Consider the following 18,104-nt stretch of genomic DNA (forward strand, 5'->3'; position numbering starts at 1 on the left):
CACCACCGGCACCTGGACGGCGCTGGAGCTGTGGCTGATGCGCCACGGTATCCGGGTGGGGCACTCCCGGCCTTATCATCCGCAGACGCAGAGATTAACCCGCCCCTCTCCCACTGGTCGCGAAAAGGTATCTTTTCTGACCCGATATCAGGCAACCGGATTTTTTCCTCTATAGGCCCTCTCAAAGGGTTGTCTCAGTTGTCTCAAAAAGCATCTTTGCATTTTAAATCAGCCTGTTACGGGAACTTTCTGAGACAACACAGCCCGGTTTTGAGACAACACGTTAACATTTCTGAGACAGCTGCGGTGTGGGGGACCTTGTTGCTTAAAAAAAAAGCCAGCCAGAAACAGAAAAACGGAAAACAGATTTTTATGTTGGTTCAGAATAGCCCTTTGTTGTCTCAAAAACACCTGATGTTGTCTCAGTGTTGTCTCAATAAAAAAGATAAATAATTAATAATAAGGAATTATTTATTTTATCTCTTCTCTGAACCAACATAAAAACGGGGCTGCTAATGTGAATGCGCTATTCTGGCTTGCTGTCATCCACCAGCAGCACGGCATAGGCCCGTAGCTGTCGGTTGTTCATATGCTGGATGCGGGGCGTACGGCTCTGCCAGCTTCTGCCGCTGGCGGGCATTTTGAGCATCCCGGCTTCATACAGCACACGGGCGGCCTGGTTCACGTCAAACCCGTTCGCCAGTTCATCCTTAAACGGCGCGGGGAGCACGTAGAACGTTACAGGCTCCACGGTCTGGCGCCCTTGTCCTTATATCCGGCAAGGCTGTGAACGTTAAGCTGGCTCAGTTCGTCAAAATCAACGGGAATAAAGCGGCTGATGCTGTTTACCATCAAAAAGGCGGTGGCCTGTTCAATAATCTGTTCATGCTCCTTGTTGCCTGTGCCAAATGCATCCACGACACCGACATTCAATGTCTTAGCCAGCAAAGAAACGTATGGGCACACAGGATGGACAGGAACGCTAACGGCTATCGATCCTGTAAATCATATGGCTATCGTTATTCTTGGCAATAGACCGCATTCCCCGGTAGCTGACCCCACAAAAAATCCTAATGTATTTGTAAGTGGATGATTATCCGCAGCCACATACGGCTGGATAGTTGATCAGATATACGGCGCACTGAAGTAAATAAGAAAAGGGACTCTAATGAGTCCCTTATTTTATGCTATAGCCCGTTCATTCCATGAATCTTTAAACATTATATTCCCATCACAATATTTCCATTCGATAGATTCATAGCGAATCTCAACTTCTTCCATATGTTTACCTGCTACACCAAGTGGAAATAATACTGGAGAAATCCTTGTTATCTTTACATTTTCCAATATTATATTAAAATATTCTACCTCTATTCCTGCCTCATTAATCTTGTACATTTTAATCAGGGCTGACTTAAATATTCTACCCTGGCATACTCCTCTGAATAAGTAGGGGGTGAGTCGGTCAATTTCTTTTTCAAAAGTAATCGGGACATGTAGACGTGTTCCTGTAAGTTTTCCAGTGTTATGATCTGTGGGAATCCATATAGAATGATTGAAAGATTTGAGTTCTGTGGAACCCAATCGTGTAGGCATTAAACATTCACCGATTAAAGGTGAATCATTTTCATCGGTAAGCCAAATATGTGCTGGTATAGACATTTATTTTTTTCTCTCATAAAAAAATGAAAAATATAGGACAATAACAATTATAATCCCGACTACGGAAGTTGTAATAGCAGGATTATCAATATACTTTACAGGAATATATGATAATAAAATTATAACTAAAATAGTTAAGTACGTTTTCAATTGGAGGGTTAAATCATCAAAGATAAGCCTAAATATTTCTTTTAATATCTTTTTCATAGGCCAGCCATTCGTTTTAATGCATTAATTATATCAGCATTAGATGCTGTGCTTATATTTAAATAACCAACATCTAAAACTACTGGCTCTATTAGAAAGTACATCATTTCAAGGTTTTCCGAGTAAAGAGCATTATAGTACAGTGGCAGAAAATATTTTAAATTGTGTGCACTATCAGCAGCATGTTGAACCGTACCGTATGTACTTAATGCTATTAATCCCCCTGATGTAAGGCCTCCAATTTTTTTCAACATTGCACTTTGTATAACTCCATTGATTTTACTCCCGTAGCAAATGTATTTAACAACTGAATAGACTAGTGCAAACCTTGAAGCTTGCATAACTGAATAGTGTGTTGTAGGCGGCACAACTTTTCTAAGAATAATGTCTTTTTCACTTTCATTTTTACTTTTAAGCAACGTTTGCACATAAATTAATATCATCCTAAAAATTATATTTCTATGCTTAACAAGTTCATACAAACCTAGTAAAAAACGCTTATCCTCATTTCCAAGCTGTTTACAAACATCTTTATAATTTTCTGTAAAGCAGGAAGTGTAATAAAGTGCTCTTGTTGCACCATCACCGAGATTATTTACATATTCGATAAAACCATCTTTCACACCAGCCATAGCCTTATCTAATCTCACGGCTAATTCTTTGTTGGTTCCTATTTTGTTTATAATATCTTCACTGTAATACATAGTATGCCCCTTGGATTCGATACGTTGATCATCTTATACATAACGCATTGCTTATAGTGATCACGATCTCAATTCCAGGATGTATATAAAAAAAGCCACCTTTATATTGCCAGGGTAAATAGGTGGCTTGAAATAATTAACCTGATGAATGTAATGCTTAATTAATTGTTGTTCATTATCTATTTTAGCTTATATTCCCATTTCACAAGAGCTTCCAACTTTTCTTCACTATAATCATATCTATCATAATGGACTGATGATACGTCATGTAAAGCATGATGCTGTATTCTATCACGAATCTCTTTTGTAATTTTAATTTGCCCGGCCAAAGTTTTGAACGTCCTTCTAAAATCGCGGGGACTGAATCCATCAATATTATTATTTATACAGTATCGCTTAATGTTATCTAACAGCAAGTCACTGGACATAAACATTGTATATCCGTTTGAAAACTTACCCTGTTTTCCAAGAGTTACTTTCCTCTCCAGGTTAGCTAATTTCTTTTCATGGTTATGATTGGGGAAAATATACTCATGTTCTGGATAACGTGAAATCATTATATCGAGTAACTTAATTGCCGTATCACAAAGGATAAAATGATACCATTTTTTGTTTTGGAAAATGAAGGTGGAATAGATGAAACCATGTTTGTTTTGTCGTAATATTTCTTCGGTAAAGCCATAATCTCATACGGGCGCTGGCCTCCACAGAAAAAATTAACTGTATGAGAACAGTAATATCGGGATTAAAGAAATCAACCTGTGTTTGTTTAAGCAACAAAGAAAGTTCATCAAAGCTAAGGAATATTTCACCGATATATGATTCATCTTCTGAAACTTCGAGCACTGGTATAGCAGAAACCGGATTGAAGGGAATATCAAACATAACGTTCGGTTAATCCAGTAAATGTAATTTTCCGCACTTCACTCCCCATGAAAAGAGAGTGTGCATGTAAGAACGAATCTGGTTTACCCAGGGACGCTTTTGAGTGCATTTATGAACGTAATTTAGGATCGCGCGTATATCATTTGTTGTGATTTTCTTTGCAATAGTGGTCTCCGGTAGCATTCCGCTGTCAGAAATCACAGATCGCAGGGTTTCATAGTGATGATAGCTACGTTTGCCTGAAGCAATAGGATCTGTTTTATGCGCTTCGAACAGATCAGCAAGCGTCCCGCTTTTTGAAGTGACTTTGATAACATCCGGGCAGGAAGAAAGGCTTTCGAACTTCTCAAGAGCGCTACTGATTGACATAGCCGGGTAGTCACCCAGTGTCTGAAATTTTGCTGCTTTGCCCACAAAATGACGGTACACGAAAGTCTTGCGTCCGGAAGGGTAAACACGTACACCCACACGACCCGTCCCGCGCTCGCCGCTTGCATGATAAGCTATGTAAGCGGCGGCTTTTGGAGGAAGACTATCAAGAGCTTTAGCAGTAAAGTTGATTTGCATTATTCATATCCTTTGCATAATGAGTGCATACTTATTCGCAGTTCAAGTTCAAAAACTAGTTCAAAAAAACTGTTTCTTAAACTATAGCGTAATGAGCAAAACTAGCTCATGCAACGGCTGAAAACTTAATGAAATCAACGTGTTTTAACTTAGATTATCTCACTATTTGTTCAATTATTTTGACATCTCTCCCTGTGGGAGAGGGCCGGGGTGAGGGCAACAGACCGCACCAAACCAGACCGCACCTGCCTTCACGCCCGGTGGCGCTGCGCTTACCGGGCCTATAAAACACTGCTTCATCTTTATCGTGACCCCCCTCCCAAATCTTCTACGATCCACAGGATCTTTATTTTGTAATCGATTACTTTTCATTTGAGCTTTTTTGTAATCGATTACTTTTTCCGGGTGAGGCTTATCATGGTGTCAACTGAAAGTAGTGAAAAGGCGATAACACAGCACCGGCTGCTGGTGCCACGTCTGTCGCTGATGATGTTTCTGCAATTTTTTATCTGGGGTAGCTGGTCGGTCACGCTCGGCCTGGTGATGACCCAGCACAACATGTCTCTGCTGATTGGCGATGCGTTCTCCGCCGGGCCAATCGCCTCGATTCTCTCGCCGTTCGTGCTCGGGATGCTGGTGGACCGCTTCTTCGCCTCGCAGAAGGTGATGGCGGTGATGCACCTCGCGGGCGCGGCGATCCTCTGGTTCGTGCCGGGGGCGCTGATTGCCGAGAACGGCGCGCTGCTGATTGGCCTGCTGTTTGGCTACACGCTCTGCTACATGCCGACGCTGGCGCTGACCAACAACATCGCGTTCCATAGCCTGGCGAACGTGGATAAAACCTTCCCGGTGGTGCGCGTGTTCGGCACCATCGGCTGGATCGTGGCGGGCATTTTCATCGGCGTCACCGGCGTGGCGTCCAGCGTTACCATCTTTAAGGTAGCGGCGGCCAGCTCCGTGCTGCTGGCGCTTTACAGCCTGACGCTGCCGCACACGCCTGCGCCCGCGAAAGGCCTGCCGGTGAAGGTGCGCGATCTTTTCTGCGCGGATGCGTTCGCGCTGCTCAAAACCCGCCACTTTTTCGTTTTCTCCGTCTGCGCGATGCTGATCTCCGTCCCGCTCGGAACCTATTACGCCTACACCGCCTCGTATCTGGCGGATGCAGGAATTGCCGACGTCAGCACCGCCATGTCCTTCGGGCAGATGTCCGAGATCTTCTTCATGCTGGTCATTCCGCTGCTATTCCGCCGCCTGGGGGTGAAGGTCATGCTGCTGATCGGCATGCTGGCGTGGTTTGTGCGCTACGCCATGTTCGCGCTGGGCGTCGGCGAGGAGGGGCGCATTCTGCTGTATCTCGGCATTCTGCTCCACGGCGTCTGCTACGATTTCTTCTTTGTCGTCGGCTTTATCTACACCGACCGGGTGGCAGGCGAAAAGGTCAAAGGCCAGGCCCAGAGCATGATCGTGATGTTCACCTACGGCATCGGCATGCTCCTCGGCTCGCAGATTTCCGGCGCGCTCTATAACCGCCTGGTGGCAGGGCAGACCGTGCCGCAGGCGTGGGTGACATTCTGGTGGATCCCGGCGGTGGCGGCCGCGGCGATCGCGCTGATTTTCCTTCTCACGTTTAAGTATGACGATGACAAGGCGTAACGTTCAGGAGGTGGTATGAGGACGATGAAAGGACCCGGCATTTTTCTGTCGCAGTTTATTGGCGCAGAAGCGCCGTTTAATTCGCTCGACGGGCTGGCTGAATGGGCGGCAGGTAAAGGTTATAAGGCGGTGCAGATCCCCTGCAACCATCCGCACATCTTTGACGTCGAGAAAGCCGCAGAGAGCCAGGCCTACTGCGATGACATCGCCGCTACGCTGGCCGCGCACGGGCTGGTTATCAGCGAGCTGTCTACCCATCTGGAAGGGCAGCTCGTGGCGGTGAACCCCGCCTACAGCGACGCGTTTGACCACTTCGCGCCCGCATCAGTGCGCGGTAACGATGCTGCCCGTCGGGCGTGGGCCACGGAGAAGCTGAAGCAGGCGGCGGTCGCCTCGGCAAGATTAGGTCTGAAAGCGCACGCCACCTTCTCCGGCTCGCTGGCGTGGCCGTTTTTCTATCCGTGGCCGCCGCATAACGAGCAGCGTTTTCAGGAAGCGTTCGAGGAGCTGGCAACCCGCTGGCGGCCAATTCTGGATACCTTTGGCGAGCAGGGGGTGGACGTCTGCTTTGAACTGCATCCCGGGGAAGATCTGCACGACGGCGTGACCTTCGAGCGTTTTCTGGCGCTGGTGGATAACCATCCTCGCTGCAACATCCTCTTTGATCCGAGCCATATGCTGCTCCAGCAGATGGACTATCTGGCCTTTATCGACATCTTCCATGCGCGTATTAAAGCGTTCCACGTGAAGGATGCCGAGTTTCGCCCCAGCGGGCGCAGCGGCGTGTACGGCGGCTACCAGCCGTGGATCAACCGCGCCGGTCGCTTCCGTTCGCCCGGTGACGGGCAGATCGACTTTAAGGGCATTTTCAGCAAGCTGACCCAGTACGACTACGACGGCTGGGCGGTGCTGGAGTGGGAGTGCTGCCTGAAGGACGGCGATACCGGGGCGAGTGAAGGCAGCGAATTTATTCGCCGGCATATCATTCCCGTTTCCGGACGGGCGTTTGACGATTTCGCCGCAGGGGGCAGTCATGATTAACGTCGGGATCGTCGGCAGCGGGTTTATTGGCCCGGCACATATCGAGGCGCTCAGGCGCCTCGGGTTTGTTCAGGTGGTCGCGCTGTGCGACGGCTCGCTCGTTAAGGCGCAGGAAAAGGCGCGCCTGCTAAACGTACCGCACGCGTACGGCAGCGTTGAGGAGCTTCTCGCGCACCCTGATTTGCACGTGGTGCACAACTGCACGCCGAACCACCTGCACGCACAGATTAACCGCCAGATCCTGCGCGCGGGCAAACACGTGTTTTCCGAAAAGCCGTTGTGCATGACGCCTGAGGAGGCGCGCGAGCTGGTGGCGCTGGCGGAGCAGGCGGGCGTGGTGCATGGCGTGAGCTTCGTCTATCGCCAGTTTGCGATGGTGCGTCAGGCGGCGAGCATGCTGCGCGCAAGCAGCCTCGCGCGGATTTTTGCCTCACACGGCAGCTACCTACAGGACTGGATGCTGCTGGAAACCGACTACAACTGGCGGGTGGATGCCGCGCTCGGCGGCGCATCGCGCGCGGTGGCGGATATCGGCTCCCACTGGTGCGACACGGTGCAGTTCGTCACCGGGCGGCGCATTACCGAGGTGATGGCTGATTTATCCATCGTCTGGCCGACGCGCAGGGCCAGCAAGGGCGGGAATCAAACCTTCTCCCATGACGAACAGGCGGAGTATGAAGACAAACCAGTCACGACCGAAGACTTTGGCTCGGTGCTGTTCCGCTTTGACGACGGCAGCAAGGGCTGCTTTAGCGTCTCGCAGGTGAGCGCCGGGCGTAAAAACCGCCTGACGTTTGAGATCAACGGCAGCGAGCGCTCGCTGGCGTGGGACCAGGAGGTGCCGCAGCAGCTGTGGATCGGCCATCGCGCGCAGGCCAACCAGACGCTCACTGACGATCCGGGGCTGATGAATCCTGACGTGGCCGACAGCGCCCATTTCCCTGGCGGGCATATTGAAGGCTGGCCGGATGCCTTCAAAAATATGATGGCGCAGTTCTACCGCGCCGTGCAGGCGGGCGCAATGCCGGAGACGCCGCAGTTTGCGACGTTTCACGATGGCGCAAACGTGATGTATATCATTGATGCCATTGTGAAAAGCCATCAGCAGCAGCGCTGGGTGCGCGTGGAATGCTGACGCATTGCCTGGTTCGCCGGGCAACAAATTTATGGTAGCCTGCACAAAACGCTAACCGCAGGATGTATCGTCGCTATGTCAATTCAGAAAATCGCTCAGCTGGCCGGGGTTTCCGTGGCGACGGTCTCCCGCGTGCTGAATAACAGCGACACCGTGAAGGCGAAAAACCGCGAGCGCGTTCTGCAGGCGATTCAGGAGAGCAACTACCAGCCAAACCTGCTCGCCCGTCAGCTGCGCACCGCCCGCAGCTATATGATCCTGGTGATGGTGTCCAACATCGCCAACCCGTTCTGCGCCGAAGTGGTGAAGGGCATCGAAGCCGAGGCGGAGAAAAACGGCTACCGCATTCTGCTGTGCAACTCCGGCTCGGACATCGAGCGCTCCCGCTCGGGCTTGAGCCTGCTCTCCGGCAAAATCGTCGACGGCATTATCACCATGGACGCCTTCTCGAAGCTGCCGGAACTTGCCGCGCTGATTGGTTCTGCACCGTGGGTGCAGTGCGCCGAATACGCCGATGCGGGCGCGGTCTCCTGCGTCGGCATCAATGATGTGGACGCTTCACAGCATGCCGTCAGCCAGCTGGCCGACGGCGGCCGCAAGCGTATCGCGATGATCAACCACGATCTCAGCTACAAGTATGCCCGCCTGCGCGAACGCGGCTACAAGAGCGTGATCCACCTGCGGGATCTGGACTATCAGGCGGTGGAGTATGCCAGCGATCTCAGCTCCGGGGCGGGCATGGCGGCGATGCAAAACCTGTTAAAAGATAATCCGCCGGATGCGGTATTTGCCGTTTCCGATACGCTGGCGGCGGGCGCGCTGCGCGCCATTCAGCAGGCAGGTCTGCGGGTGCCAGAGGATATTGCCGTGGTCGGCTTTGACGGTACGGAGCTGGCGGACATGATTTCACTTACCACCATCGAACAGCCGTCGCGCGATATCGGGCGCAAGGCGGTCAATCTTCTCTTAAACAAAATCGACAACCCGGATGCGCCCACGGAAAGGGTGATGATGGACTGGCGCTTTATTTCCCGCGCCAGCACCTGATTATCTGGCAATAACGCCTGCCAGGGAGCGAATATCGTTCCCGGTCGGCGACTGGTGAATACGCAGGCCAAACTCATCCACTACCGCGAAAATATGGTCGAAGATATCGGCCTGAATATCTTCGTATTCCGCCCAGATTACCGTATTGGTAAAGGCATATATTTCAATCGGCAGCCCGTTGGCATCCGGCGCCAGCTGACGCACCATCAGCGTCATATCTTTACGAATACGCGGATGGTTACGCAGATATTCATTCAGGTAGGCGCGGAAGGTGCCGATATTGGTCATCTTGCGCAGGTTTAATACCGATTCCCCTTCGCCGTTCTGCTGATTCCACAGGCTAATTTCCTCATGGCGCGCGGCCAGATAAGGCTTCAGCAGTTTTGCCTGAATCAGCTTCTGCTGCTCCTGCTCGTCGAGAAAATGAATGCTGGTGGTATCGATATTCAGGCTGCGCTTGATGCGTCGCCCGCCGGAGGCGGACATCCCACTCCAGTTGATAAAGGCGTCGGAGACCAGCGCCCACGTCGGAATGGTGGTGATGGTGTTATCGAAGTTGCGTACTTTAACGGTCGTCAGGCCGATGTCCGTCACTGTACCATTAGCGCCGTACTTCGGCATCTCCAGCCAGTCGCCGAGCTTGAGCATGTCGTTGGCGGAAAGCTGAATACCCGCCACAAGGCCGAGTATGGGGTCTTTAAACACCAGCATCAGGACGGCGGCCATCGCACCCAGACCGCTGATCAGAATCGCCGGGGACTGGCCGATCAGCAGGGAGATAATCAATATCCCCACCAGGATAGCGCTCACCAGCTTGATGCCCTGGAAGATCCCCTTCAGCGGCAGCTGCGAGGCGGTCGCCATCTTTTGCGACAGATTAAATATCACGTCCAGCAGCGAGAAGAAGGAGAGCAGGGCATACACCATCACCCACAGCTTCGCGCAGGTGGTGAGTATTTCCGCCGCTTCGCTGCCTTTTTGCAGCCACAGTACCGCCTGAACGTTGACGATTATCCCCTGCAGGGTAAAGGCCAGACGGTGAAATAATTTATTCTGGGTAATAATTTGCAGCCATAAATGGCTACTGGCCTGCGCGCGTTTCTCGAATGCGCGCAGCACCAGTTTGTGCAAAATAAAATGAACAATGATGGCGGTGAGAAAAATAATACCAAAGATAATCACTAAAGAGGTGGTGTGATTAATTTCAATCCCTAACTCTTCAACCTGAGCAATTAATTCCTGCATAACGTCTCCTGTATTGTTGCAGCCCCATAATGGCGGCTGCGGATCTATTATGCAAATTCACAGGGTTATTTGGCGGCCTCACAGACCTTCACTACCGGCAGGCAGAGACGATGACGCATGCGCAGCGTCGCCAGCGCCAGGATAACCATCAGGCCGGTTTCCACCGCCAGGAAAAGGTTAATCGCCTGCGCGTAATCCCCGTAGTAATGCTGCAGCCCGTGCAGCAAAATCGCCCCGAATATGGCCGGTCCCAGACCCAGCGCGGCCTGCTGCAGCGTGCTGAGAATGGCGCTTGCGGCCCCTGCGTCGTCAGGCTGGATGTCGCGCATCCCGATGCGGTAGAAGCTGTTTACAATCAGCGCCTGACCGTAGCCCACCAGCCCGGTGGCAGGGGCCAGCGTCAGCGCGGTATTGTTCACGCCCCAAAGCCGGAACGTCGCGATGAGCGCCAGCAGGCCGATTATCTGAATTGCCAGACCCGTCAGCAGAATCGTGCTGGTACTGTAGCGGGCAATTAACCGTGGCGCGAACCAGGCAGAGATAAAATAGGTCACGCCCAGGGCGATAAAGCTGTTCCCGGACTGCCACGGCGCCATCCCCTGACCGGTCTGCATGGTCAGCGCCATACAGAACATAAACCCGGACCAGACGCTGAAAAAGAGCAGCGCAATCACGATGCCAAAGCGAACGCTGCGAAGCTGAAGCAGGCGTGGCGGGATCAGCGGATGGGCATTCTCTCGCTCCTTTTTGCGTGCGTTCTGCGCCATCAGCCAGGCCAGCGGAATAATGGCAAGAAGCATAACCTTCAGCGACCACGGCCAGTGCCACTGCGGACCGAGCGCCATCGGGAACAGCAGGCAGCAAAGAATGAGGGCCAGCAGCACGGTGCCTGTCCAGTCGATGCGCGACGGCGTTTCACGTCGGGTTTCCGGCACGTAGCGGCGGCTTAACGCCAGCACCACCAGACAAATCGGCACGTTGATAAAGAAGGCGTTACGCCAGCCCAGCCCGGCGATATCCGCCGACACCAGCCAGCCGCCGCCCATCTGCCCGACGATAAACGCAATCCCGCCAATGCCGCCAAACAGGCTAATGGCTTTCGCGTGGGCGCTACCTTTTAGCGTGACGTGCAGCGTGGCGAGGATCTGCGGCATGATGAGCGCTGCCCCCGCGCCCTGAACGATGCGTGCGGCCAGCAGTTGTTCAATATTTCCCGCCATCCCGCACAGCAGCGAGGCCAGCCCAAAAACTGCCACGCCCCACATAAACAGGCGACGGCGGCCACGGTTATCCCCCAGCTTGCTGCCGAGCGCAAGGCAGACGGCAAAGGCCACGCCGTAGAGAGCGACAATGAGCTCCAGCTCGGTGGCGGTGGCGTGCAGCGAGTGGGTGATGGCGTCCAGCGCCACGTTGGTGATTGAGGTATCAATCATCGGCAGCATCTGGCCGGTTAACAGCAATATCAGGCCTGCGCGACCCGGTGAAACAACTGACGTATTCATGGTAACTCCATTGCGTCATTCATCAGATGGTCGTAGCATCAACCATCTGATAAACGGGTACCAGTTCTTGCTTATACTGGTACTGGCACTACCATGCAGGGGGATTTATGGCCTTGATGTCTGAACCCGTCACCTCACTTCAGGATGACACCCGAAAACAGCTGGGGGCATTTTTACGCGCCCGGCGGGAAAGCCTCGATCCCCAGCGTCTCGGCCTGCCGCGCAGCGGTCGGCGGCGCACGCCGGGCCTGCGCCGGGAAGAGGTGGCGATGCTCGCTGACGTGGGCGTGACCTGGTACACCTGGCTTGAGCAGGGCAGGGACGTCAACCCCTCCAGCGCAGTGATGGCCGCCATCGCAAAAGCGCTGCAGTGCACCCCGACCGAGGCCCGGCATCTTTTCGTGCTCGCCGGCTTGCCGCCGGGTGAAGCCCCGCAGGCGGTCTGCTGCGAGGGCATCAGCGAAGGCACGCGCCGACTGCTCGATACCCTGATGCCTAAACCCGCCAGCATTCAGAAGCCCAACTTCGACATCGTCGCGTGGAATGACAGCTTCGGGCATCTCATGGGCGTCGATTTCAACGCCATCCCGCCGGAAGACCGCAACTGTATTTACCTGTTCCTTACCCATCCGGCGTGGCGCGCGCGTCTCGGCAGACGCGACGACGTGCTGCCGATTTTCGTCTCCTATTTCCGCGCGGCGATGGCCGAACACCGGGGCGACCCGCTGTGGGAAGCCAAACTGGCGCGCTTCTTCGCGGTGTCCGAAGAGTTCAAAACCCTGTGGCACCAGCGCAACGACGTGCGCGGCGTAGAGAACCAGCTCAAGCTGTTTACCCATCCAGAACTGGGAGATTTTACGCTGCAGCAGATGTACTGGTACTCCGCGCCGCGAAACGGATCGCGGCTACTGGTGTATCTCCCGGTGGATGAGGCGGGGGAAAGGGCGATGGAATGGCTGGCGGCGCAGGGGAAGTAAGTTTTTTGCGAGGCGCTTTCAGGGAATCAAAGCGGGTCCGGTTCTTCCTGTTAAAAATGGGTAAGGTGGGACACGAAAAGCAAAGTTAGCCTTTAATGCAAATTGCCTTATATGCTAATATCATCAGGGATGAAATATCGTGTTCAGACTTATCGTTCATGAGGCGGTAAGGGAAGAGATTCTCTTACTGCCTGCTGGGGTGAAGGCGAAGCTGATTCGCCAGCTTGATAAATTGCGTTTAAACCCGACGGCTCTTCGGGAACCTGACAGCAAACCATTGCCGCATGGCCTGTTTGAAATAAGGACCGTTGGGCTGATCCATACCCGAGGTATCTATGTTTACCAGCGGGAAAAGACGATTTTTCTTTTGCGCGTGTTTGTTAAGAAGACGCAAAAAACGCCCTCTGCTGAACTTCGTCTGGCACTGAAGCGACAACAGGAGATGTTGGATGAGCAAGAAGATTATTGACTGGGATGAACTCAGGGCTGAACTGTTAAGCGATTCAGAGGTTCAGGCTTCCTTTGATGCAGAAGAGCGCAAGGAGCGTTTGCGGGAGATGCTGGCGCAATGGCGCAATCATGCTGGCCTGACGCGCGCCCAGGTGGCGGAGCGGATGGGCGTCAGCGCACCAACGGTATCAAGAATGGAAGCGAATATTACCCGGGCGAGTCTCGATACATTAACGCGTTATGCGCTGGTGTGCGGGATAAAGCATCCGCAGATTACGCTCTATTGATGCTTAATCAACTTGCTGAATTTACGCGATTTCTATTGGAAGTTAAGTTGACTATACTTATGCGATGAGAAACAACTAATGTCGCCACTAATGATTGATTCCGCAGAGTTCAGCCAAAAACTCGGGCTTATCTCCCGAAACGTCGAACATACCGAAGCATTTCTGGCGCGGGGTACTGCGGATTTTCATCTGCCGGGGTTCTTGCTGCCTGTCGGATATCGGCTTTTAAAATCGCGTTATGGTGATGAATATCGTCTCGTGACTACCGATGACGGTAAGCCTTATACGGCGTATGCCGTGAAGCTTACATTTCATAAAGAAATTACCTTTCCCCACGGTGCCGCCACGCAGGTGATGGTATGGCGCACCCCGCGCGCCGTCCACCAGCGCGTAATAAGCGGATTACCGCAATTATTTTTCCAGTGGGTGCTCAGCGAATACGACATCGTAGTCTCCGACAGCGAGCAAACGGGGGACGGGCAACGGTTCTGGCTGCGCATGATCGACTGGGCGTTCACCATGAACTATCGCATTAGCGTAGCAGACGGTACAGTGGGAGAAGAATGGACGTTAACGCCCGTAAACTCTTACGCCGAGCTGGAAGAGCGCTGGATTGCCTTTGCCTGGGGAAGCGATCGCGATGTACATCCACACCGCAGGCTGGTCATCAGTAAAACGTAACGGGCCGCGTGCAGCGACCCGTTTGAATCAGCACTCGGTCACAATCGTGCTCAGCGGCAGACGAGACTTCGGCAGCGTGGCGTTAAAATCTTCCACGCTGTGATGCCCGACCGGGACCACCACCAGGCTGGTGAAGCCTTTCTCTTTCAGACCAAACTCTTCATCCAGAATGGCCGCGTCAAAGCCTTCAATCGGCACCGCGTCCAGGCCCATCGCGGCCACGCCCAGCAGGAAGTTACCGACGTTCAGGTAAACCTGTTTCGCCATCCACTGGTCGTCATCTTTCAGATCCACGCGGTGCATATCGGCGAAGTAGGTGCGGCCCTTATGGTTCGCGGCTTTAGCTTCCGGCGTGTTGAAACGGCCATCGGCCTCTTCCTGGTCGACAACGCGTTCCAGCCAGGCGTCGTCCATCGCGGTTTTCGCGCAGAACACCACCACGTGAGAGGCGTCCAGCATTTTGCGTTCGTTGAACACGTAAGTGCCCGCCGCGGATTTCGCCACGCGGGCTTTACCTTCCTCGGTGCTGGCCACAATGAAGTGCCACGGCTGGGAGTTGGTGCTGGACGGGCTGTACTGCAGCAGGGTTTTGATTTTCTCTGCTTCTTCAGCGGTCAGTTTTTTGGTTGGGTCGAACGCCTTGGTAGAGTGGCGTTTCAGGGCGACAGAAATGATATCCATAACTACTCCTGGTAATGAAATTCGCCCGTGCGCGGGCGCGAAAGGAGAGCAGATTACCGCGCGAAGCGGCAAAAGATAAGTGCGATTCGAGCGGTTATACTGTTCGGCACAGACGAACAATCAGGCAGGGCGTATCCATTTCTGGTCTTTTTTCGGCAGCTTATCGACGACCAGGTTCCACGAATCCGCGATCAGGTCGGCGACCAGTTCTGGCGTGATGTCCTCGGTGCCGTAGAGCGAAATCCAGTGTTTTTTATTGAGGTGGTAGCCCGGCTCAACGCCACGGTAAATCTGCTGATTTAACAGGGATTTTTCCGGGTCGGATTTCAGGCTAACGTGGGGGCGTCCGTGCGCGGTGGCCATCAGCATAAAAATTTTCCCGCCCACCTTAAACACGTCGTACTCGGGGCCAAACGGCCAGCAGTGTTCGGTGAAAGGCATCTCCAGCGCGACGCGTTTTGCGTGCGCCTGCAGGGATTTACTGTCCATCGTTATCCTCCTGAGCCAGTCCGCGCCACATGGCTTCGAAACCCAGCGCTTTAAAATCGGTGGCGCGGGACGGATCGCGGGTGGCAAACTCCATGGTGGTTTCCGCCAGCGATAAGAAAAGCGCATCGCCAAACGTTTTGAATTCATCGGACATAAACACCGGGCGCACCGAACGGCGGCATAGCTCGTGAAGTTCCGGAAACATCTCTTTCACCGCCTGTTCCGTTTCAGCGCTTAGCTTTTCACTCACGCCAATCTGGCGGATCGCCGCATGCGCCACGGGGTTACGAATCCCCCAGTCCACGTAGCTGTTCCAGATATTGCGGGTATGCTCTTTAGGAAGCGTGAGGGTGCGATCGAGGTTCGCCAGCATGGTCTGGCAGAGATCCTGCTTGAGGTGCAGGTAAAGGGCATTCAGCAGATCGTCTTTAGTAGCAAAGTAGCGAAACAGCGTGCCTTCAGCGACGCCCGCATTACGGGCAATTAACGCCGTTGAGGCGGCAATACCTGACTGTGCAAATGCCACCGTCGCGGCTTCCAGTAAGGCCTGTTTTTTATCTTCACTCTTCGGACGTGCCACTAAATTTTTCCCCCTTTCAATTATAAAAACCCTGATTGAAACACGTGCTTTGACACGCTGCAACGCGGAATGTCAAAGATCGAAAACGTCTTGACGACTTTATCATCATATCTATAATGAGTGCTTACTCACTCATAATCAAGTTTCCCCCGCGTAAACCATCGGATGGCGCGCGTTTTCGGGTCAGGATATGAAAAAGCCTCTCTTCATCTGCGTGGTGTTCCTCATGATTATTGCTTCAGCTGCGAGTTTACCGTTTGTTCTGAATGCCGGATTTGGCCAGCCGCCGCAGGGTGCGCAGCTTACGGAAGTGGAGGCTTCTCCGCACTATCGCGACGGGAAGTTCCACAACGCGCTCCCGACGCCTGGCTTTACCGGGCAGCAAAACATGCTGGTGGCGTGGTGGCAGTTCCTGACCCGTAAAACCGAAAACGCTCGTCCGGCGCAGCCGCTGCCGCTAGTGAAAACCGATCTGGCGAGCCTGCCTCTGGAGCAGGATACGCTGGTGTGGCTCGGCCACTCCTCGTGGTATATGCAGCTGGCGGGAAAACGCATTCTGATCGACCCGGTCCTCGGCAACTACGCCGCGCCGTTCTCGTTCCTCAATAAAGCGTTTGCGGGAGAGTATCCGTGGCGCGCGGAGAGCATGCCGGAAATCGACCTGCTGATTATCTCGCACGATCACTACGACCATCTGGACTACGCCACCATCCGGGCGCTGCTGCCGAAGGTGAAGCGCGTCGTCACGCCGCTCGGCGTGGGATCCCACCTGCGCTACTGGGGAATGAAGCCTGAGATTATCGACGAACGGGACTGGAACCAGTCGGTGCACATCAGCGATGCGCTGACGGTTCACGTCCTGCCCGCGCGCCACTTCTCGGGGCGCGGCATTAAGCGTGACCAGACCCTGTGGGGCAGCTTCATGTTTGTCACGCGAGAGCAGAAGGTCTACTACAGCGGCGATTCCGGTTATGGCCCGCACTTTAAGGCCATCGGCGAACAGTTTGGTGAAGTGGATTTAGCCATCATGGAAAACGGCCAGTACGACCAGGACTGGAAGTACATCCACATGCTGCCGGATGAAACGGCGCAGGCCTCGGCGGACCTCAATGCGAAAGCGGTGGTGCCGGGGCATAACGGACGTTTCGTGCTGGCGAAACACACCTGGAACGATCCGCTGATCCAGCTGGCGCGGGCCAGCAAGGACAAAAATTATCGGCTGCTGACGCCGGAGCTGGGTGAGCCGGTCCGGGTGAGCGATAGCACGCAACAATTTCGTGAGTGGTGGGAATAATGTTGAACCAAGAAACAGAGGGGGAGAGCAGCATGACGATTTCCGCTCAGGTCATTGATACGATTGTCGAATGGATCGATGACAACCTACACCAGCCGCTACGCATCGAAGAGATCGCCCGCCACGCGGGTTACTCCAAGTGGCATTTACAGCGGCTGTTTATGCAGTACAAAGGCGAAAGCCTGGGGCGCTACATCCGCGAGCGCAAGCTGCTGCTGGCGGCGCGGGATCTGCGTGAATCTGACGAGCGCGTGTACGAAATCTGCCTGCGCTACGGCTTTGAATCGCAGCAGACGTTTACGCGCATCTTTACCCGCACCTTCCATCAGCCGCCCGGGGCTTACCGCAAAGAGAACCATAGTCGGGCGCATTGAAATTGACGAAACAAAGGCCGGGTAAGGCATCGCTGCTACCCGGCTTTTTTATTGGCCTACGACGCCAGTGAAAACCAGCGGCGCCAGACGAAACGCAGGATGAAGAATTCGATAGCGCCGAGCAGTAAAAACCACACGCAGAACAAAATGGTGTAGAGCTGGTTCAGGTCGACCATATGAAAGGTTTGAACCAGCTTCTGCGCCAGCACCAGACCCAGCGACGGCGCGGGTAGCAGTAAGCAAGAGATCAGGGCCATCAATAAAATGCCCCCCGCAGTCAGCAGCGATTCCAACGGGTGTTTCATCGTAATGTTAATCGTCAGTTAAAAAAGTCATTGTCCGGCATCCTTTAACGTAAAGCAATATCAACCCGTCAGCCCTTTTTTAATTAAATAATTCCTTCCCCCGAAGAATAATGCGCGGAAGGAGAATAATTTAATCCTGATGATTAAATTAATATCGCGCTATGTAAATAAATGTCTGCATCACGAAAATAATTTTACAAACATATAGGTGCTATATCCAATTAACGTCGCAATAACAATGGCTGCGACAATGTATAACGCCAGGTGCCGTCCGCGATAAATACCAAACATGGTTCCCCCTCGTTTAGGATTGGTTTAGAAATATTTTGTAAAAATCA

The 18,104-nt window shown here is 53.0% G+C and carries 23 protein-coding genes and 2 pseudogenes; 12 read left to right on the forward strand and 13 right to left on the reverse strand.

The genetic code is table 11. The features are described from left to right. On the forward strand, nt 1-453 hold a 453-nt coding region (locus AC2FAJ_RS07875), incomplete at its 5' end, for a hypothetical protein (protein WP_485454114.1). 73 nt (nt 454-526) lie between these two features. Here AC2FAJ_RS07875 and AC2FAJ_RS07880 read toward each other — a convergent pair. After that, nucleotides 527-751, reverse strand: coding sequence for a hypothetical protein (locus AC2FAJ_RS07880; RefSeq protein WP_051486129.1), 225 nt, complete (start codon nt 749-751; stop codon nt 527-529). Next, complete coding sequence (locus tag AC2FAJ_RS07885) at nt 739-933, reverse strand: hypothetical protein (protein WP_051486127.1); 195 nt, start codon at nt 931-933, stop codon at nt 739-741. The genes AC2FAJ_RS07880 and AC2FAJ_RS07885 overlap by 13 nt, the downstream gene beginning before the upstream one ends. Between AC2FAJ_RS07885 and AC2FAJ_RS07890 the strand changes: the two are divergent. Beyond that, a pseudogene (locus tag AC2FAJ_RS07890) lies at nt 908-1,093 on the forward strand (serine hydrolase); the annotation flags it as partial. The gene AC2FAJ_RS07885 and the pseudogene AC2FAJ_RS07890 overlap by 26 nt on opposite strands. 89 nt (nt 1,094-1,182) lie before the next feature. Here the strand turns inward: AC2FAJ_RS07890 and AC2FAJ_RS07895 are convergent. The 5 genes and pseudogenes from AC2FAJ_RS07895 to AC2FAJ_RS07915 all read right to left on the reverse strand — a co-directional run bounded on the left by AC2FAJ_RS07895 (nt 1,183) and on the right by AC2FAJ_RS07915 (nt 4,025). Further along, nucleotides 1,183-1,662, reverse strand: coding sequence for an Hcp family type VI secretion system effector (locus AC2FAJ_RS07895; protein ID WP_051486125.1), 480 nt, complete (start codon nt 1,660-1,662; stop codon nt 1,183-1,185). A gap of 203 nt (nt 1,663-1,865) precedes the next feature. Further along, entirely contained in the window at nt 1,866-2,573 is a 708-nt protein-coding gene (locus AC2FAJ_RS07900; protein ID WP_485453995.1) for a hypothetical protein, read from the reverse strand. Between the two features lie 179 nt (nt 2,574-2,752). Beyond that, nucleotides 2,753-2,938 (reverse strand): annotated as a pseudogene (locus AC2FAJ_RS07905) (tyrosine-type recombinase/integrase); the annotation flags it as partial. A 217-nt stretch (nt 2,939-3,155) separates the two neighbouring features. Next, complete coding sequence (locus AC2FAJ_RS07910) at nt 3,156-3,458, reverse strand: hypothetical protein (protein ID WP_131701731.1); 303 nt, start codon at nt 3,456-3,458, stop codon at nt 3,156-3,158. Nucleotides 3,459-3,467: 9 nt separating this feature from the next. Continuing rightward, a complete protein-coding gene (locus tag AC2FAJ_RS07915; RefSeq protein ID WP_047362665.1) occupies nt 3,468-4,025 on the reverse strand; it encodes an Arm DNA-binding domain-containing protein in 558 nt (185 codons plus the stop codon). 417 nt (nt 4,026-4,442) lie between these two features. On the opposite strand from AC2FAJ_RS07915, the gene AC2FAJ_RS07920 reads away from it, so the two are divergent. From AC2FAJ_RS07920 to AC2FAJ_RS07935, 4 genes are all read left to right on the forward strand, one after another. Continuing rightward, complete coding sequence (locus tag AC2FAJ_RS07920; RefSeq protein WP_485453996.1) at nt 4,443-5,678, forward strand: MFS transporter; 1,236 nt, start codon at nt 4,443-4,445, stop codon at nt 5,676-5,678. A gap of 15 nt (nt 5,679-5,693) precedes the next feature. Then, nucleotides 5,694-6,719 carry a sugar phosphate isomerase/epimerase family protein gene (locus AC2FAJ_RS07925; protein WP_048956980.1) on the forward strand — a complete coding sequence of 342 codons (1,026 nt, stop codon included), beginning with the start codon at nt 5,694-5,696 and terminating at the stop codon, nt 6,717-6,719. Further along, complete coding sequence (locus AC2FAJ_RS07930; RefSeq protein ID WP_485453997.1) at nt 6,712-7,854, forward strand: Gfo/Idh/MocA family protein; 1,143 nt, start codon at nt 6,712-6,714, stop codon at nt 7,852-7,854. The genes AC2FAJ_RS07925 and AC2FAJ_RS07930 overlap by 8 nt, the downstream gene beginning before the upstream one ends. Nucleotides 7,855-7,929: 75 nt before the next feature. Beyond that, the gene (locus AC2FAJ_RS07935) at nt 7,930-8,901 is read left to right on the forward strand and encodes a LacI family DNA-binding transcriptional regulator (RefSeq protein ID WP_047362669.1); all 972 of its coding nucleotides are present in this window, start codon (nt 7,930-7,932) and stop codon (nt 8,899-8,901) included. On the opposite strand, the gene AC2FAJ_RS07940 is transcribed toward AC2FAJ_RS07935, so the two are convergent. Both AC2FAJ_RS07940 and AC2FAJ_RS07945 read right to left on the reverse strand, forming a co-directional pair. Then, on the reverse strand, nt 8,902-10,146 hold the full coding sequence (locus AC2FAJ_RS07940; RefSeq protein ID WP_041911005.1) for a mechanosensitive ion channel family protein: 1,245 nt from the start codon (nt 10,144-10,146) through the stop codon (nt 8,902-8,904). 65 nt (nt 10,147-10,211) lie between these two features. Further along, a complete protein-coding gene (locus AC2FAJ_RS07945) occupies nt 10,212-11,648 on the reverse strand; it encodes an MFS transporter (RefSeq protein WP_485453998.1) in 1,437 nt (478 codons plus the stop codon). Nucleotides 11,649-11,755: 107 nt separating this feature from the next. On the opposite strand from AC2FAJ_RS07945, the gene AC2FAJ_RS07950 reads away from it, so the two are divergent. The 4 genes from AC2FAJ_RS07950 to AC2FAJ_RS07965 all read left to right on the forward strand — a co-directional run bounded on the left by AC2FAJ_RS07950 (nt 11,756) and on the right by AC2FAJ_RS07965 (nt 14,043). Then, complete coding sequence (locus AC2FAJ_RS07950; RefSeq protein ID WP_047367648.1) at nt 11,756-12,625, forward strand: helix-turn-helix transcriptional regulator; 870 nt, start codon at nt 11,756-11,758, stop codon at nt 12,623-12,625. Nucleotides 12,626-12,764: 139 nt separating this feature from the next. Continuing rightward, on the forward strand, nt 12,765-13,094 hold the full coding sequence (locus AC2FAJ_RS07955) for a type II toxin-antitoxin system RelE/ParE family toxin (protein ID WP_028012246.1): 330 nt from the start codon (nt 12,765-12,767) through the stop codon (nt 13,092-13,094). Then, nucleotides 13,075-13,362 (forward strand): helix-turn-helix domain-containing protein, encoded by a 288-nt coding sequence (locus AC2FAJ_RS07960; protein ID WP_028012247.1) that lies wholly within the window; start codon nt 13,075-13,077, stop codon nt 13,360-13,362. The genes AC2FAJ_RS07955 and AC2FAJ_RS07960 overlap by 20 nt, the downstream gene beginning before the upstream one ends. A 78-nt stretch (nt 13,363-13,440) precedes the next feature. Next, nucleotides 13,441-14,043, forward strand: a complete 603-nt coding sequence (locus AC2FAJ_RS07965; RefSeq protein ID WP_045260722.1) for a hypothetical protein — start codon at nt 13,441-13,443, stop codon at nt 14,041-14,043. Between the two features lie 27 nt (nt 14,044-14,070). Here AC2FAJ_RS07965 and nfsB read toward each other — a convergent pair whose 3' ends face one another. The 3 genes from nfsB to AC2FAJ_RS07980 all read right to left on the reverse strand — a co-directional run bounded on the left by nfsB (nt 14,071) and on the right by AC2FAJ_RS07980 (nt 15,793). Next, nucleotides 14,071-14,724, reverse strand: a complete 654-nt coding sequence (gene nfsB, locus AC2FAJ_RS07970) for an oxygen-insensitive NAD(P)H nitroreductase (protein ID WP_041911001.1) — start codon at nt 14,722-14,724, stop codon at nt 14,071-14,073. Between the two features lie 120 nt (nt 14,725-14,844). Then, nucleotides 14,845-15,213, reverse strand: coding sequence for an MmcQ/YjbR family DNA-binding protein (locus tag AC2FAJ_RS07975; protein WP_045260724.1), 369 nt, complete (start codon nt 15,211-15,213; stop codon nt 14,845-14,847). Next, nucleotides 15,203-15,793 (reverse strand): TetR/AcrR family transcriptional regulator, encoded by a 591-nt coding sequence (locus AC2FAJ_RS07980; RefSeq protein ID WP_028012251.1) that lies wholly within the window; start codon nt 15,791-15,793, stop codon nt 15,203-15,205. Before AC2FAJ_RS07980 ends, AC2FAJ_RS07975 begins: the two co-directional genes overlap by 11 nt. 190 nt (nt 15,794-15,983) lie before the next feature. On the opposite strand from AC2FAJ_RS07980, the gene AC2FAJ_RS07985 reads away from it, so the two are divergent. Next, complete coding sequence (locus AC2FAJ_RS07985) at nt 15,984-17,087, forward strand: RomA family MBL fold metallo-hydrolase (RefSeq protein ID WP_047362673.1); 1,104 nt, start codon at nt 15,984-15,986, stop codon at nt 17,085-17,087. 32 nt (nt 17,088-17,119) lie between these two features. Beyond that, a complete protein-coding gene (locus AC2FAJ_RS07990) occupies nt 17,120-17,461 on the forward strand; it encodes a RamA family antibiotic efflux transcriptional regulator (protein WP_028012253.1) in 342 nt (113 codons plus the stop codon). Nucleotides 17,462-17,517: 56 nt separating this feature from the next. On the opposite strand, the gene AC2FAJ_RS07995 is transcribed toward AC2FAJ_RS07990, so the two are convergent. Then, a complete protein-coding gene (locus tag AC2FAJ_RS07995; protein WP_041910998.1) occupies nt 17,518-17,766 on the reverse strand; it encodes a DUF1158 domain-containing protein in 249 nt (82 codons plus the stop codon). Between the last annotated feature and the right edge of the window lie 338 nt (nt 17,767-18,104).

The sequence above is a fragment of the Enterobacter cloacae complex sp. 385G4 genome (assembly GCF_057320665.1).

Coding starts and splice junctions, on each gene's coding strand:
- AC2FAJ_RS07965 (WP_045260722.1), top strand. CDS start 13,441: ATGTCGCCACTAATGATTGATTCCGCAGAGTTCAGCCAAAAACTCGGG.
- AC2FAJ_RS07995 (WP_041910998.1), bottom strand. CDS start 17,766: ATGAAACACCCGTTGGAATCGCTGCTGACTGCGGGGGGCATTTTATTG.
- AC2FAJ_RS07950 (WP_047367648.1), top strand. CDS start 11,756: ATGGCCTTGATGTCTGAACCCGTCACCTCACTTCAGGATGACACCCGA.
- AC2FAJ_RS07940 (WP_041911005.1), bottom strand. CDS start 10,146: ATGCAGGAATTAATTGCTCAGGTTGAAGAGTTAGGGATTGAAATTAAT.
- AC2FAJ_RS07915 (WP_047362665.1), bottom strand. CDS start 4,025: ATGCAAATCAACTTTACTGCTAAAGCTCTTGATAGTCTTCCTCCAAAA.
- AC2FAJ_RS07985 (WP_047362673.1), top strand. CDS start 15,984: ATGAAAAAGCCTCTCTTCATCTGCGTGGTGTTCCTCATGATTATTGCT.
- AC2FAJ_RS07945 (WP_485453998.1), bottom strand. CDS start 11,648: ATGAATACGTCAGTTGTTTCACCGGGTCGCGCAGGCCTGATATTGCTG.
- AC2FAJ_RS07975 (WP_045260724.1), bottom strand. CDS start 15,213: ATGGACAGTAAATCCCTGCAGGCGCACGCAAAACGCGTCGCGCTGGAG.
- AC2FAJ_RS07930 (WP_485453997.1), top strand. CDS start 6,712: ATGATTAACGTCGGGATCGTCGGCAGCGGGTTTATTGGCCCGGCACAT.
- nfsB (WP_041911001.1), bottom strand. CDS start 14,724: ATGGATATCATTTCTGTCGCCCTGAAACGCCACTCTACCAAGGCGTTC.
- AC2FAJ_RS07895 (WP_051486125.1), bottom strand. CDS start 1,662: ATGTCTATACCAGCACATATTTGGCTTACCGATGAAAATGATTCACCT.
- AC2FAJ_RS07960 (WP_028012247.1), top strand. CDS start 13,075: ATGAGCAAGAAGATTATTGACTGGGATGAACTCAGGGCTGAACTGTTA.
- AC2FAJ_RS07920 (WP_485453996.1), top strand. CDS start 4,443: ATGGTGTCAACTGAAAGTAGTGAAAAGGCGATAACACAGCACCGGCTG.
- AC2FAJ_RS07935 (WP_047362669.1), top strand. CDS start 7,930: ATGTCAATTCAGAAAATCGCTCAGCTGGCCGGGGTTTCCGTGGCGACG.
- AC2FAJ_RS07990 (WP_028012253.1), top strand. CDS start 17,120: ATGACGATTTCCGCTCAGGTCATTGATACGATTGTCGAATGGATCGAT.
- AC2FAJ_RS07910 (WP_131701731.1), bottom strand. CDS start 3,458: ATGTTTGATATTCCCTTCAATCCGGTTTCTGCTATACCAGTGCTCGAA.
- AC2FAJ_RS07925 (WP_048956980.1), top strand. CDS start 5,694: ATGAGGACGATGAAAGGACCCGGCATTTTTCTGTCGCAGTTTATTGGC.
- AC2FAJ_RS07900 (WP_485453995.1), bottom strand. CDS start 2,573: ATGTATTACAGTGAAGATATTATAAACAAAATAGGAACCAACAAAGAA.